Origin of the sequence: Amphritea atlantica (assembly GCA_024397875.1) — a bacterium.
GTDB classification, from domain to species: domain Bacteria; phylum Pseudomonadota; class Gammaproteobacteria; order Pseudomonadales; family Balneatricaceae; genus Amphritea; species Amphritea atlantica_B.
In genome coordinates this window covers 3,494,768-3,507,818 of record CP073344.1, presented here as the reverse complement: position 1 = coordinate 3,507,818, position 13,051 = coordinate 3,494,768, and the positions used below count along the sequence as shown (strand labels likewise).

Genomic DNA, 13,051 nt, shown 5'->3' with positions numbered 1-13,051 from the left:
AGGGGCCATACCAGAGGTTGTACAGGTTCAGTGGTGAAACTGTGCCGTCTGACGCGCTGGTGGGGTGCTCCTGTGGCGCGCCGTCGCTGGTGGCGGAGCACGTTAATCGTGCGGCTAAGGTTGCTACCGCTGTCTGTACGTCGAAGTCGTCACAGGTTTGGGCGGGCGTCCTGCCTGAGGTTTATTTCCGGGTGGCGTTGCGCCGTTGCCAGCATCTCTTACCTCATTCTCAAGTCTGTCGTCTCTCTATTCTCTATTCTCTATTCTCTGTTCTGTTGGCGGCTGTGGGCAGCGTTCTTACGTGTCTTTCTGTCGCATGAAAAAGTCGCTTTTGTGGTTCACCAGGGTGGCATACCTATAAAGAACCTGGTTGTTGATAAGTCCTCTGTTCTACTCCTCTCTGTTCTTTTTTTATTAAATAAAACAAATGGTTATGTGTTTTTTGTGGGCGTATCACTTTGGTGGTATAGGCTTTTTTCGGGCGCTTTCGAGTTTTCAGAGTGTTGATCTGGGTCAACAGACTTCAGCCGGATATCACGTACTTTCAGCACTACAGTAAACCGCAGGCCGGGCTGCAATGTCGCAGCATCGCTTGCATCCAGACCCGATGGAATCCGGAATCGCAGTACAGTGGATGTCTGCTCCGGGGAAATAAAGCAGAGAAATTCATCAGCCGATGAATTTTGTCCTGACCAAGAGGCTTCAGGAGATAATGAAATGAGCCATTTGCTTGATCGACTAAAATATCTGAAGAAGAAGCCGGAAAGTTTTTCCGGCAGCCACGGCCAGACCACCACGGAAAGCCGTGACTGGGAGGATAGCTATCGCCAGCGCTGGCAGCATGACAAGATTGTCCGGTCCACCCATGGGGTGAACTGTACCGGTTCCTGCAGCTGGAAAATTTACGTTAAAAACGGTCTGATTACCTGGGAAACCCAGCAGACTGACTATCCGCGTACCCGACCCGATCTGCCTAATCATGAGCCTCGTGGTTGTCCCCGTGGTGCCAGTTATTCCTGGTATATCTACAGCGCTAACCGGCTGAAATATCCAACTATTCGCAAGCGCCTGCTGCAACTGTGGCGTGAGGCTCGTCTAAGTCATCAGGATCCTGTGGATGCCTGGGAGTCTATTGTCGAGAACCCGGAAAAAGCTAAGTCATATAAATCGGTACGGGGACTGGGTGGCTTTGTCCGTTCCAGTTGGGATGAGGTGAATGAAATTATCGCCGCGTCCAACGCTTATACCATTAAGCAGTATGGCCCGGATCGGGTGGTCGGCTTCTCGCCAATTCCTGCGATGTCGATGGTTTCCTATGCGGCCGGTGCCCGCTATTTGTCACTGATCGGTGGAGCCTGTCTGAGTTTCTACGACTGGTACTGCGATCTGCCACCGGCGTCACCGATGACCTGGGGAGAGCAGACAGACGTACCTGAGTCGGCCGACTGGTATAACTCCAACTACATTATCGCCTGGGGCTCCAATGTGCCGCAGACCCGTACCCCGGATGCTCACTTCTTTACTGAAGTACGTTACAAGGGAACTAAAACCGTGGCCGTCACTCCGGACTATTCCGAAGTCGCTAAGCTGTGCGATCAGTGGATGAACCCGAAACAGGGTACTGATGCTGCACTGGCGATGGCCATGGGGCATGTGATTCTGAAAGAGTTTTATGTCGATAAGCCCAGCGAGTACTTCAACGATTACGCGCGTAAATACAGCGATATGCCGTTCCTGGTACAGCTGGAGCAGCGCGAAGACGGCAGCTATGCGCCGGGCCGCTTTATCCGCGCCGCCGACTTCGATCAGTCGCTCGGACAGGAAAATAATCCGGACTGGAAAACCGTCGCCTTTGATTCAGACAGCAACAGCTTTGTGGTGCCCAACGGTTCCATCGGTTTCCGCTGGGGAGAGAAGGGTAAGTGGAATATTGAAGAGAAAGAGGGTGGCGAAGGTCAGGATACCCGTCTGGCAATCAGTCTGATCGATAGTCACGATGACGTGGTTTCGGTCGGTTTCCCATACTTTGGTGGCGTTGAAAATGAATACTTCACCAATAACGTCTTCAGTGATGTGATCCATCACAATCTGCCGGCGAAAAAAATCAGACTGGCCGATGGGGGTGAGTCCCTGGTGGTCACCGTTGGCGACCTGATGCTGGCAAACTATGGCGTTAATCGTGGTCTGGGCGGTGATTTTGTGGCGGACAGCTACGATGATAATGCGCCTTACACCCCGGCCTGGCAGGAGAAGATCACCGGTGTGGATCGCAATGTGGCGATTCAGATCGCCCGTGAGTTTGCCGACACTGCAAACAAGACCAAAGGTCGCTCTATGATCATTGTCGGTGCCGGTATGAACCACTGGTATCACATGGATATGAACTACCGTGGCCTGATCAACCTGCTGGTAATGTGCGGTTGTATCGGTCAGAGCGGCGGCGGTTGGGCGCACTATGTGGGGCAGGAAAAGCTGCGACCACAGTGTGGCTGGTTACCGCTGGCATTTGGTCTCGACTGGCAGCGTCCGCCACGGCAGATGAACGGTACCAGCTTCTTCTACAACCACTCCAGTCAGTGGCGCTACGAAAAACTGGAAGTGAATGAAATTCTGTCACCACTGGCGGACAAGTCCAAATATACCGGCAGCCTGATCGACTTTAATGTGCGTTCCGAACGGATGGGCTGGTTACCGTCTGCACCACAGTTGAATCAGAACCCGCTGGAAATTACCAAGGCTGCGGAAGCCGCCGGCGTAACACCGCAGGAATATACGGTTGAGCAGTTAAAATCCGGTGGTATTGCGTTTGCCGCTGAGGATCCGGATAACCCGAAGAACTTCCCACGGAATATGTTTATCTGGCGTTCTAACCTGCTGGGTAGCTCCGGTAAGGGCCATGAGTACATGCTCAAGTACCTGCTGGGTACCAATCACTCGGTGCTGGGTAAGGATCTGGGCGCCGAAGATGGGCCTAAGCCGGAAGAGGTCAAATGGCACGAACAGGGGGCAGAGGGCAAGGTTGACCTGCTGGTGACACTGGATTTCCGTATGTCTACCACCTGCCTGTACTCCGATATCGTGTTGCCGACTGCCACCTGGTACGAGAAGGACGATCTGAATACCTCGGATATGCATCCGTTTATTCATCCGCTGTCTGCGGCCACCGATCCCGCCTGGGAAGCCCGTTCCGACTGGGATATCTACAAAGGCATTGCGAAGTCATTTTCCAAGGTCTGTGTCGGTCATCTGGGTGTAGAACAGGATCTGGTTACCGTGCCTTTACAGCATGACTCACCGGGAGAACTGTCTCAGCCCTATGATGTTAAAGACTGGAAGAAAGGCGAGTGCGAACCGGTTCCGGGTAAAACGCTGCCAAATCTGGCGGTGGTCGAACGCGACTATCCGAATACCTACGCTCGCTTCACCTCGGTCGGCCCTTTACTGGAAAGCCTGGGTAATGGTGGTAAGGGAATTAGCTGGGATACGAAGGATGAGGTTGAGTTACTCAAGAAACTCAACTGGACGCATAGCGAAGAGGGTGCCGGTAAAGACCGGGCTAAACTGGAAACCGCGATTGATGCGGCGGAGATGATCCTCGGTCTGGCGCCGGAAACCAATGGTCAGGTTGCCGTGAAGGCCTGGTCGGCACTGGGTGAGTTTACCGGTCTGGATCATACCCATCTGGCGAAGCCGAAAGAGGATGAAAAGATCCGCTTCCGTGATGTGCAGGCGCAACCCCGTAAGATCATATCTTCACCGACCTGGTCTGGCCTGGAAGATGAGCATGTTTCCTACAATGCGGGTTATACCAACGTTCACGAGTTGATTCCATGGCGTACCCTGACCGGACGGCAGCAGTACTATCAGGATCATCAGTGGATGCGTGATTTCGGTGAAAGTCTGCTGGTTTACCGGCCGCCGATTAATACCAAGTCGGTCAAACCGATGATGAATAAGTTGCCTAATGGTAACCCGGAAATCGCCCTGAACTGGATCACTCCGCATCAGAAGTGGGGTATTCATTCGACCTACAGCGATAACCTGCTGATGCTGACGTTGTCCCGCGGTGGTCCGATCATCTGGATGTCTGAAGTGGATGCACAGAAGGTCGGCATAGAAGATAACGACTGGGTTGAAATCTTCAACAGTAACGGTGCGATTGCCGCCCGTGTCGTGGTGTCGCAGCGGGTTAACGAAGGGATGACCATGATGTATCACGCCCAGGAACGTATCGTGAATATCCCGGGTGCGGAGACCTCCGGAACCCGTGGCGGTATTCATAACTCGGTCACCCGCGCGTGCCCGAAACCGACGCATATGATCGGTGGTTATGCACAGCAGGCGTACGGTTTCAACTACTACGGGACTGTGGGCTCCAACCGGGATGAGTTCGTCATTGTACGTAAGATGAAGAACATCGACTGGCTGGATGGCGAGAATAATGATTATGTTCAGGAGGCGGTACAATGAAAATCCGTTCTCAAATAGGCATGGTGCTGAACCTTGATAAGTGTATCGGTTGTCACACCTGCTCGATCACCTGTAAGAACGTCTGGACCTCCCGCGAAGGTATGGAGTACGCCTGGTTCAACAATGTCGAGACCAAGCCCGGTATCGGCTACCCCAAAGAGTGGGAGAATCAGGATAAGTGGAACGGTGGCTGGCGGCGGAAAGCCGATGGCAGTATCGAGCCGCGTATCGGTGGCAAATGGCGGGTACTGGCGAATATCTTCGCCAACCCGGATCTGCCGGAAATCGACGACTACTATGAGCCGTTCGACTTCGACTACCAGCACCTTCATAGCGCACCCGAAGGCAAACATCAGCCAGTAGCCCGGCCGCGATCACTGATCACCGGTGACCGGATGAAGAAGATCGAATGGGGCCCCAACTGGGAGGAGATCCTCGGTACTGAGTTCAAAAAGCGCTCCAAGGATAAGAATTTCGACAACGTCCAGAAAGAGATCTACGGCGAGTTCGAGAATACTTTCATGATGTACCTGCCGCGACTGTGCGAGCACTGCCTGAACCCGGCCTGTGCTGCATCCTGTCCGTCCGGTGCCATCTACAAGCGTGAAGAGGACGGTATTGTTCTGATCGATCAGGATAAATGCCGCGGCTGGCGTATGTGTGTCAGCGGCTGTCCGTACAAAAAGATCTACTACAACTGGAAAACCGGTAAGTCTGAGAAGTGTATCTTCTGCTATCCACGGATTGAATCCGGTATGCCAACGGTGTGTTCTGAAACCTGTGTGGGTCGTATCCGCTACCTGGGTGTGATGTTGTATGACGCAGACCGGATTCAGGAAATTGCCTCTGCCGGTAATGAGCAGGACCTGTATGAGAAACAGCTGGAGATCTTCCTCGATCCGTTCGATCCGGCGGTCATTGAACAGGCCCGTAAGGACGGTGTTACCGATAGCGTGATCACGGCGGCACAGAACTCTCCGGTGTACAAACTGGCGATGGACTGGAAGCTGGCTCTGCCACTACACCCTGAATACCGGACGTTGCCGATGGTTTGGTATGTGCCACCGCTGAGCCCGATCCAATCCGCTGCGGATGCCGGAAAGATCGGTATGAACGGCACTATTCCGGATGTGGAAAGTCTGCGTATACCGGTGAAATATCTGGCTAACCTGCTGACTGCCGGGGATGAAAAACCCGTCATCAGTGCTCTGAAGCGTCTGTTGGCTATGCGTGCCTATAAACGCGATGAACAGGTGGAAGGCAAGATCAATCTGGAGGTTCTGGCAGATGCCGGGCTGACAGAGCATCAGGCGAAGGAGATGTACCGCTACCTGGCAATTGCCAATTATGAGGATCGTTTTGTGATACCGACCAGCCATCGTGAGCTGGCCCGCGAAGCGTTCCCTGAGCGTAACGGTTGCGGTTTCAGTTTTGGTAACGGCTGTGCCGGTGGTGAGACTGAATTCAACTTGTTCGGGGCGAAGAAACAGAACGTCACCATGGTTGAGAAGGTCAGCGCTGTTCAGCATGTGGATCCACAGTTACTGCAGGACCGGGAGGTGGAAGATGCGTAGTCTGAAAGTTATTTCGGCGTTGTTGGGCTATCCGGAAAGCGAACTCTTTGAAGCACGTCAGGCACTGATTGATGAAGTGCAGTCAGACGAGGGTTTACCTGAGGCTCAGCAGGCAAAGTTGATTGAATTCATCGAGCAACTCTGTAATCAGGAACTGATGGATGCTCAGGAGAACTATGTATCACAGTTTGACCGTGGCCGTTCACTGTCACTGCTGTTGTTTGAACACGTTCACGGCGAAAGCCGTGACCGTGGTCAGGCGATGGTCGACCTGATGGCGGTGTATGAAAAAGAGGGTTTTGCAATCGATGTGCGTGAGCTGCCCGATTATCTGCCGCTGTTTCTTGAATACCTGTCCCTGCGTCCGGCATCTGAAGTACAGCAGTGGCTGGCAGACGTCAGTCATATTCTGGCCCTGCTTGAGACCCGGCTGCATCAGCGAAAGTGCAATTATGCACTGTTGTTTGAAGTCTTGTTGAGTTTCACCGGGGTGCCGGTGGAACGCAAAGAACTACGGGAGAAAGTGGCTGCTGAGGTGCGTGATGATACGCCCGAAGCGATGGATGAAGTCTGGGAAGAGGAGATGGTGCGGTTTACTGAAAACAGTGCACAGGACTGCGGGGATAATGCGATTTCCCAGCGCCGCCGTGAACTGGATAAGGTACAGCCGCTGAATATTCAGCCGCTGTCCCCGTCCGCTCCTTCTGAATCAGCCGGTTCTTTCTGAGCCCTGGAGAAGAGAAATGTCTTATCTGAATGATCTGTTTTTTGGCGTTTATCCTTACATTGCCGGTGCGATATTTATTATCGCCAGTTGGATCCGTTATGACCGTGAGCAGTTTACCTGGCGCGCGAGTTCCAGCCAGATGCTCAGCTCAAAGGGGTTCCGTCGGGCCAGTAATCTGTTTCACGTCGGCGTTCTGGTGATCTTTTTTGGTCACCTGGTTGGCCTGCTGACGCCGCATGCTCTGTATGCGCCGTTTATTTCGGCCGGTAACAAGCAGCTGCTGGCAATTATTGTCGGTGGTCTGGCGGGCGTGGCCTGCTGGACGGGCGCACTGCTGTTGCTGAAGCGGCGTCTGGGTGACGCGAGAGTGCGTGCCACCGGTACTAAAGCCGATATTTTTATCCTGGTGCTGTTATTTGTGCAGGTGAGTCTGGGTCTGCTGACCATTCCCTTTGCCCTTGGGCATCTGGATGGCGGTGTGATGTTGTTGCTGGCTGACTGGGCGCAGGGACTGGTGACTTTACAGGCGGATGCTGCAACACACCTGCTGGGGGTTGGCCTGGTGTACAAACTGCACATTTTCATTGGCCTGACCATGTTTGTGGTGTTCCCCTTCACGCGCATGGTGCATATCTGGAGTGTACCGGTGAAATATTTTGCCCGTAACTATCAGATAGTCCGTCAGCGCTGAGCTGACTGCAGGAGGGGGGCTTTGCCCCCCGACTCATCCCCAGTGATCTAATTAAAGAATATACGAGGTAACCGGCATGCAGATGATTGAACATGCAATGATAAGTGGAGAGATGCCCGAGTTTGCTCCGGTGGTGGTTAACGGCACTACCCTTGATGAGCAGCGTATCGTGCAGGAGATCCAGTATTATCCGGCTGAATCATTGGAAATATCGCGAGCACAGGCCGCTCAGGCACTGGTGGTGCGTGAGTTGTTATTACAGCGGGCCGATGCGTTACAGCTGACAGTCAGGCCTGAATCGGGTGAAACCGGAGAGGAGGCCCTGATCCGGCAATTAATTAAGCGCGAGGTCGATCTGCCGCAGGCAACCGATCAGGTGTGCCGTCACTACTTTGAAGCCAATCGGGACAAGTTCTGTACCCAGCCGTTGCTGGCGGTATCGCACATCCTGCTGGCCGTAGCGCCGGATGATGAGGAAGGACGTGCGGAGCGGAAGGCGCAGGCTGAGGTGCTGATTGAGACACTGCAACAGCACCCCGAGATGTTTGCTGACATCGCTCAGCAGCACTCTGCCTGTCCATCGAAAGAACTGGCCGGGCAATTGGGGCAGATCGACAAAGGACAGACCGTCGCCGAGTTCGAACGTCAGATATTCAGCCTGCCTGAGGGGCTGGCCGGGCGTCCGCTGGAGAGTCGTTACGGTTTTCACGTTACCCGGATCGATAAGCGGATCGACGGTGAACCGCTACCCTATGAGGCGGTGGAAGACCGGATACGGGCCTATCTGATCGAGCGGAATTACCGTCGTGCCGTGAATCAGTACATCTGTTTACTGGTATCTGATGCTGAGGTCGAGGGAATAGAGCTACAGGCTGCCGATTCCCTTCTGGTGCAGTAAGGCGGGGGGAGAGCGAAGCAATGCTAGCCGATCTGTTACACAATAATCGCTGCTGGTCTGAGCGGATCGAACGGGAGCAACCGGGATTTTTCAAACGGTTGGCAGCCCAGCAAAGCCCCGAATATCTATGGATCGGTTGTTCTGATAGCCGGGTGCCGGCTAATGAGATTGTCGGGATGTTACCGGGTGAGCTGTTTGTCCACCGTAATATTGCCAATCTGGTGTTACACACCGATCTGAACTGTCTGTCAGTCATTCACTTTGCGGTTCATATTCTTAAGATTAAACATATTATCGTCTGTGGCCACTATGGCTGCGGCGGTGTTCGTGCCGCGTTGAGTAATCAGGATTTCGGACTGATTGATAACTGGCTGCGGCATCTTAAGGACATTGGTCACCGTTATCAGGATTTACTCTCGGCAGAAGAGGATGAAGAAAGCCGCGTTAATCGTCTCTGCGAACTGAATGTGTTGCAGCAGGTGGAAAATATCTGTCGCTCGGGCATCGTACAAAAGGCCTGGCAACAAGGTCAGTCACTGGCTGTGCATGGCTGGATCTACAGTATAGAAGACGGACTGATTAAAGATTTGAAGATGGATATCGACAGTGATGGGGATACGCCTGCCATCTATGTCATGCAGAACGAGATCAGCCAGGGGCGGACGTCGGGTTATTGAGTCCGGCTGGTCCCTGAGCCGCCCCAATATTGAGCCAGATCAATACCACCCCAAAGGAGTCGGTTGATTACCTCTACGTAGGTATAGGTGGTGGTCTGGCCGTCAGGAATAATCGATGCATCTGTAGCAGAGGATCACAGCGATGATTGACACGTCACAAGGCCTGATCGACGGCCTGGGGAGAAAAATTGATTACATCCGCTTATCGGTAACTGACCGCTGTGATTTTCGTTGTGTCTACTGTATGGCCGAAGACATGGAGTTTCTGCCCCGGGCCCGGGTTCTGTCACTGGAGGAACTGGTCGCGCTGGGCCGGTCGCTGGTGAATCTGGGAATCCGCCGAATTCGCCTCACGGGCGGAGAGCCGCTGGTACGCAGAGGGATTGTCGAACTGATCAGCGCGTTAGCGTCTCTGCCCGGGCTGGACGAAGTGACATTAACGACCAACGGTTCGCAACTGACCCGGTTGGCTCAGCCGTTAAAAGATGCGGGTCTGAAGCGTATTAATATCAGTCTCGATAGTCTGGATGCGGAGCGCTTTTCCCGCATGACGCGTCGGGATATGCTGGCTCAGGTGCTGGCTGGGATCGATGCTGCAGTTGCGGCTGGCTTTGAACGCATCAAACTCAATACAGTGGTGATGCGTGGCTATAACGATGACGAGATTTTTGATCTGCTGGGATATGCCCAGGCGCGAGGCATTGATATCAGCTTTATTGAGGAGATGCCGCTGGGACAGATCAGCAGTCATGATCGAAAGCAGGTGCATTGCTCCAGTGATGAGGTGAAACAGCATATCGAACAGCGGTTTCAGCTGTTGCCCAGTACCGAGACGACAGGCGGGCCTTCCCGCTATTACCGCATTCCCGGACAGTCAGGCCGCATCGGCTTTATCTCACCTTACAGTCATAATTTCTGCAGTAGCTGCAATCGTCTGCGGGTCACTGCCGAGGGGCGCTTGTTGCTCTGCCTGGGCCAGGAAAATTCAGTGGACTTAAGGGCTGTGTTACGTCGTTATCCGGGTGAACCCCTGCGGCTCGAGAGCCTGATACGTGATGCCATTACCCGTAAGCCGGAAGGGCATGGATTTGCCGATCAGGATGCTCCCCAGGTGTTACGCTTTATGAATATGACCGGTGGATAATATGATTGTGTTACCCGGTTTGAATAGCGTGACTCACTATTCTATGGAAAAGCTGCGTCAGCATGTATTGCTGTCAGCTCTGACCGATGGTCAGTTCTCTTCTTTGATGAAAAAAGCCCGGCTTTTGCAACTGCTCGCTGGAGAACGTCTGTTTAATCAGGGGGAAGAGGCGAAACGGTTTTATATTGTGTTGCAGGGGAGTATTAAGTTTTTTCGACTCACCTCCGGCGGCAGAGAGATTGTGATCAATGTTTTCGGTGAACAGGATCCTGTTGGCGAAGCGGCCATGTTTATGACAGAGCAGCATTACCCGGCGCATGCTACGGCGGTTAAGCCCGCTACCGTGTTGTCGATCTGTAGTCAGGATTATCTGGCGTTGCTGCACCAGTCCTATGAAAGTTGTTTTGGCATCTTAGGCTCACTGGCGAGTCGGCTGAAACGAAGCATCGGCGATATTGAGACCCTGACACAGCAGAGCGCTGCCCACCGTGTCGCCCATTTTATTCTGAGCCTTATCGATGAGAGCGAGCAGGAGGGCGTCGAAGTGAAACTGCCGGCAACGAAACAATTGATTGCATCACGGTTGGCGATGCAACCAGAAACACTATCCCGGGTTATGCGTGATTTCAAAGAGAAAGGTCTGCTGGATGTCCATGGTCGTCACCTGACTATTTTCAGTGTGGCGGGGTTGAAAAGGCTGATTCAATGAAACGACGTGATTTACCGCTGGTATATGCCTGTTCGGGCTGCTCTGATGTTGCGCAACTGGCCAATGATGTTGCGGTGCGCCTGGATCACCGGAATAAGGCTGAAATGTCCTGTATTTCAGGGGTCGGTGGCGGGGTTCCCTCGCTGGTCAGAACGGCGTGTTCCGGTCGTCCGATTATTGCCATTGATGGTTGTCGGCTGCACTGTGTTGCCGCCTGCCTGGAACAGTGTTCGGTGGTCGCCGACCGGCATGTCCGGCTCTATGAACAGGGTTATAAAAAACATATTGGCTGCAAAGTGGGCAGCAGTGAGGTTGACCGCGTGGTATTGCACGTGGAGCAACTGATTGATGGCCTGCAGGTCGAATCGAATTAAGGAGTTTTGTCATGGGGCACGCGAAAAAAGATGCACAGTTTCAACCCCTGAATATAGCTTTACTGACCGTTTCCGATACCCGGACTCTGGCAACGGATGGTTCGGGTGATACGCTTCAGACTTGTCTGCAAGGTTCCGGGCATCTGTTAGCGGATCGGCAGATCAGACCGGATGATATCTATCAGCTTCGGGCGGTTGTGTCTGACTGGATCGCCCGGGACAATGTGCAGGTGGTGCTGGTGACCGGTGGCACCGGTTTCACGGTCCGCGATAATACGCCGGAAGCGTTACTGCCGTTGTTCGATAAGACGATAGAGGGCTATGGGGAGTTGTTCCGTCAGCTGTCTCATGCCGAGATTGGTACCTCCACGATTCAGTCCCGGGCGATCGCGGGGGTCGCCAACCGGACTGTGATTTTTGCCATGCCGGGCTCTCCCGGGGCCTGTCGTACCGCGTGGGAAAAGGTCATCTGTGAGCAGCTTGATGCCCGTCACCGCCCCTGTAACTTTGTCGAAATGGTGCTGCCGGACGTCAGCAGTGCCTGTGGGCCACGCTCATGAGTGGCTGTAGTTGTGACGGTGGTGGGCTGATGCCCTTTGCTGAGGCGCTGAATAAGTTACTGGCATCGGCTCAGTGTATTGATGCAACCGAAATTCTGCCCCTGGATCAGTCCTGTGGACGGGTGCTGGCGGAGACGCTGATATCGCCGATTGCGGTTCCGCCCGCTGCCAACAGTGCGATGGATGGCTACGCGGTGAACACCCAGTCCCTGCCGGAGGATCTGTGTCTGCCGGTCAGTCAGCGTATCGCAGCGGGTCAGCAGGGAGATCACTTACTGCCGGGTACGGCAGCACGGATCTTTACCGGTTCTGAAATACCGCCCGGTGCCGATGCCGTAGTGATGCAGGAGCGCTGCAGCCGGGATGGCGACCGGGTCATCCTCAGTGAGACGCCGTCAGCCGGGGATAATATTCGTCCGGCAGGGCAGGATATTTTACCCGGCAGCTGTGTCGTGGAAAAAGGCGTCAGGCTTGATGGCCGCCATCTCGGGGTGATCGCTTCCGTTGGTCTCAAGCGGTTGAGAGTCTATCGGCGTCTGCGAGTGGAGATTATCACCACCGGTGATGAACTGGTGATGCCCGGTGATAGCTGTGCTGCGGGTAAAATCTACAACTCCAATTATTACACCCTGAAAGGGATGCTTGAGACGCTGGGTGTCGAGGTGTTATTCAGCGGTATTGTCGGTGATTCGCTGGCCGAAACCCGCGATGCACTCAGTTTAGCTGCCGAACGCGCTGACCTGATTCTCAGCAGTGGCGGGGTATCCGTCGGCGAGGAAGATCATGTTAAGGCCGCAGTTGAAAGTCTCGGTGAGCTGAATCTCTGGCGGCTGGCGATCAAGCCGGGCAAGCCTCTGGCGTACGGCCGTATCGGTCAGGTGCCTTTCATGGGGTTACCGGGTAACCCTGCAGCAGTGCTGGTGACTTTTCTGATGATTGCCCGTCCTTATCTGCTCGCAATGCAGGGGTGCAACGTAGTCGAGCCCCCCTGTTTTCCGGTTAAAAGTGGTTTCCGGCGTGACCGGGCGATACCCCGGGATGAATTTCTGCGTGCCAGTCTGGAATGGCGCGATGGACAGTTGTATGCCGCGCCGGTCCATAGTCAGAGCTCGGGTGTACTGAGCTCCTCGGTGTTGGCGCAGGGATTCTTGCGGATACCGGCAGAACATGCGGTGGGTGAGAGCGATTTACTGGCCTTTTATCCCTTCGACGGGTTGTTGAGCTGAT

General features: G+C 54.0%; 11 protein-coding genes. All 11 read left to right on the top strand.

Features of this window, described 5'->3' with window-relative positions; translation table 11 throughout:
• The first annotated feature begins 717 nt into the window (after positions 1-717).
• The 11 genes from KDX31_16230 (at position 718) to KDX31_16180 (ending at position 13,050) form a co-directional block, all read left to right on the top strand.
• Positions 718-4,470, top strand: a complete 3,753-nt coding sequence (locus KDX31_16230; GenBank protein ID UTW02866.1) for a nitrate reductase subunit alpha — start codon at positions 718-720, stop codon at positions 4,468-4,470.
• Positions 4,467-6,044 carry a nitrate reductase subunit beta gene (gene narH / locus KDX31_16225; protein ID UTW02865.1) on the top strand — a complete coding sequence of 526 codons (1,578 nt, stop codon included), beginning with the start codon at positions 4,467-4,469 and terminating at the stop codon, positions 6,042-6,044. Before KDX31_16230 ends, narH begins: the two co-directional genes overlap by 4 nt.
• Entirely contained in the window at positions 6,037-6,771 is a 735-nt protein-coding gene (gene narJ / locus KDX31_16220; GenBank protein UTW02864.1) for a nitrate reductase molybdenum cofactor assembly chaperone, read from the top strand. Before narH ends, narJ begins: the two co-directional genes overlap by 8 nt.
• A 16-nt stretch (positions 6,772-6,787) precedes the next feature.
• The gene (gene narI / locus KDX31_16215; protein ID UTW02863.1) at positions 6,788-7,462 is read left to right on the top strand and encodes a respiratory nitrate reductase subunit gamma; all 675 of its coding nucleotides are present in this window, start codon (positions 6,788-6,790) and stop codon (positions 7,460-7,462) included.
• A 76-nt stretch (positions 7,463-7,538) separates the two neighbouring features.
• On the top strand, positions 7,539-8,360 hold the full coding sequence (locus tag KDX31_16210; GenBank protein ID UTW02862.1) for a peptidylprolyl isomerase: 822 nt from the start codon (positions 7,539-7,541) through the stop codon (positions 8,358-8,360).
• A 20-nt stretch (positions 8,361-8,380) separates the two neighbouring features.
• Entirely contained in the window at positions 8,381-9,037 is a 657-nt protein-coding gene (can, locus tag KDX31_16205; protein ID UTW02861.1) for a carbonate dehydratase, read from the top strand.
• A 142-nt stretch (positions 9,038-9,179) separates the two neighbouring features.
• The gene (moaA, locus tag KDX31_16200; GenBank protein UTW02860.1) at positions 9,180-10,181 is read left to right on the top strand and encodes a GTP 3',8-cyclase MoaA; all 1,002 of its coding nucleotides are present in this window, start codon (positions 9,180-9,182) and stop codon (positions 10,179-10,181) included.
• Between the two features lies 1 nt (position 10,182).
• Complete coding sequence (locus tag KDX31_16195; protein UTW02859.1) at positions 10,183-10,890, top strand: Crp/Fnr family transcriptional regulator; 708 nt, start codon at positions 10,183-10,185, stop codon at positions 10,888-10,890.
• Entirely contained in the window at positions 10,887-11,264 is a 378-nt protein-coding gene (locus KDX31_16190) for a zinc-binding protein (GenBank protein UTW02858.1), read from the top strand. Before KDX31_16195 ends, KDX31_16190 begins: the two co-directional genes overlap by 4 nt.
• Before the next feature lie 11 nt (positions 11,265-11,275).
• The gene (gene moaB / locus KDX31_16185; protein UTW02857.1) at positions 11,276-11,824 is read left to right on the top strand and encodes a molybdenum cofactor biosynthesis protein B; all 549 of its coding nucleotides are present in this window, start codon (positions 11,276-11,278) and stop codon (positions 11,822-11,824) included.
• The gene (locus KDX31_16180) at positions 11,821-13,050 is read left to right on the top strand and encodes a molybdopterin molybdotransferase MoeA (protein ID UTW02856.1); all 1,230 of its coding nucleotides are present in this window, start codon (positions 11,821-11,823) and stop codon (positions 13,048-13,050) included. Before moaB ends, KDX31_16180 begins: the two co-directional genes overlap by 4 nt.
• Position 13,051: the final 1 nt, after the last annotated feature.

Bases quoted from the DNA above. Each gene is read 5' to 3' on its own strand.
- moaB (UTW02857.1), top strand. From the start codon at position 11,276: ATGGGGCACGCGAAAAAAGATGCACAGTTTCAACCCCTGAATATAGCT.
- KDX31_16195 (UTW02859.1), top strand. From the start codon at position 10,183: ATGATTGTGTTACCCGGTTTGAATAGCGTGACTCACTATTCTATGGAA.
- narH (UTW02865.1), top strand. From the start codon at position 4,467: ATGAAAATCCGTTCTCAAATAGGCATGGTGCTGAACCTTGATAAGTGT.
- narI (UTW02863.1), top strand. From the start codon at position 6,788: ATGTCTTATCTGAATGATCTGTTTTTTGGCGTTTATCCTTACATTGCC.
- KDX31_16180 (UTW02856.1), top strand. From the start codon at position 11,821: ATGAGTGGCTGTAGTTGTGACGGTGGTGGGCTGATGCCCTTTGCTGAG.
- KDX31_16210 (UTW02862.1), top strand. From the start codon at position 7,539: ATGCAGATGATTGAACATGCAATGATAAGTGGAGAGATGCCCGAGTTT.
- can (UTW02861.1), top strand. From the start codon at position 8,381: ATGCTAGCCGATCTGTTACACAATAATCGCTGCTGGTCTGAGCGGATC.
- KDX31_16230 (UTW02866.1), top strand. From the start codon at position 718: ATGAGCCATTTGCTTGATCGACTAAAATATCTGAAGAAGAAGCCGGAA.
- narJ (UTW02864.1), top strand. From the start codon at position 6,037: ATGCGTAGTCTGAAAGTTATTTCGGCGTTGTTGGGCTATCCGGAAAGC.
- KDX31_16190 (UTW02858.1), top strand. From the start codon at position 10,887: ATGAAACGACGTGATTTACCGCTGGTATATGCCTGTTCGGGCTGCTCT.
- moaA (UTW02860.1), top strand. From the start codon at position 9,180: ATGATTGACACGTCACAAGGCCTGATCGACGGCCTGGGGAGAAAAATT.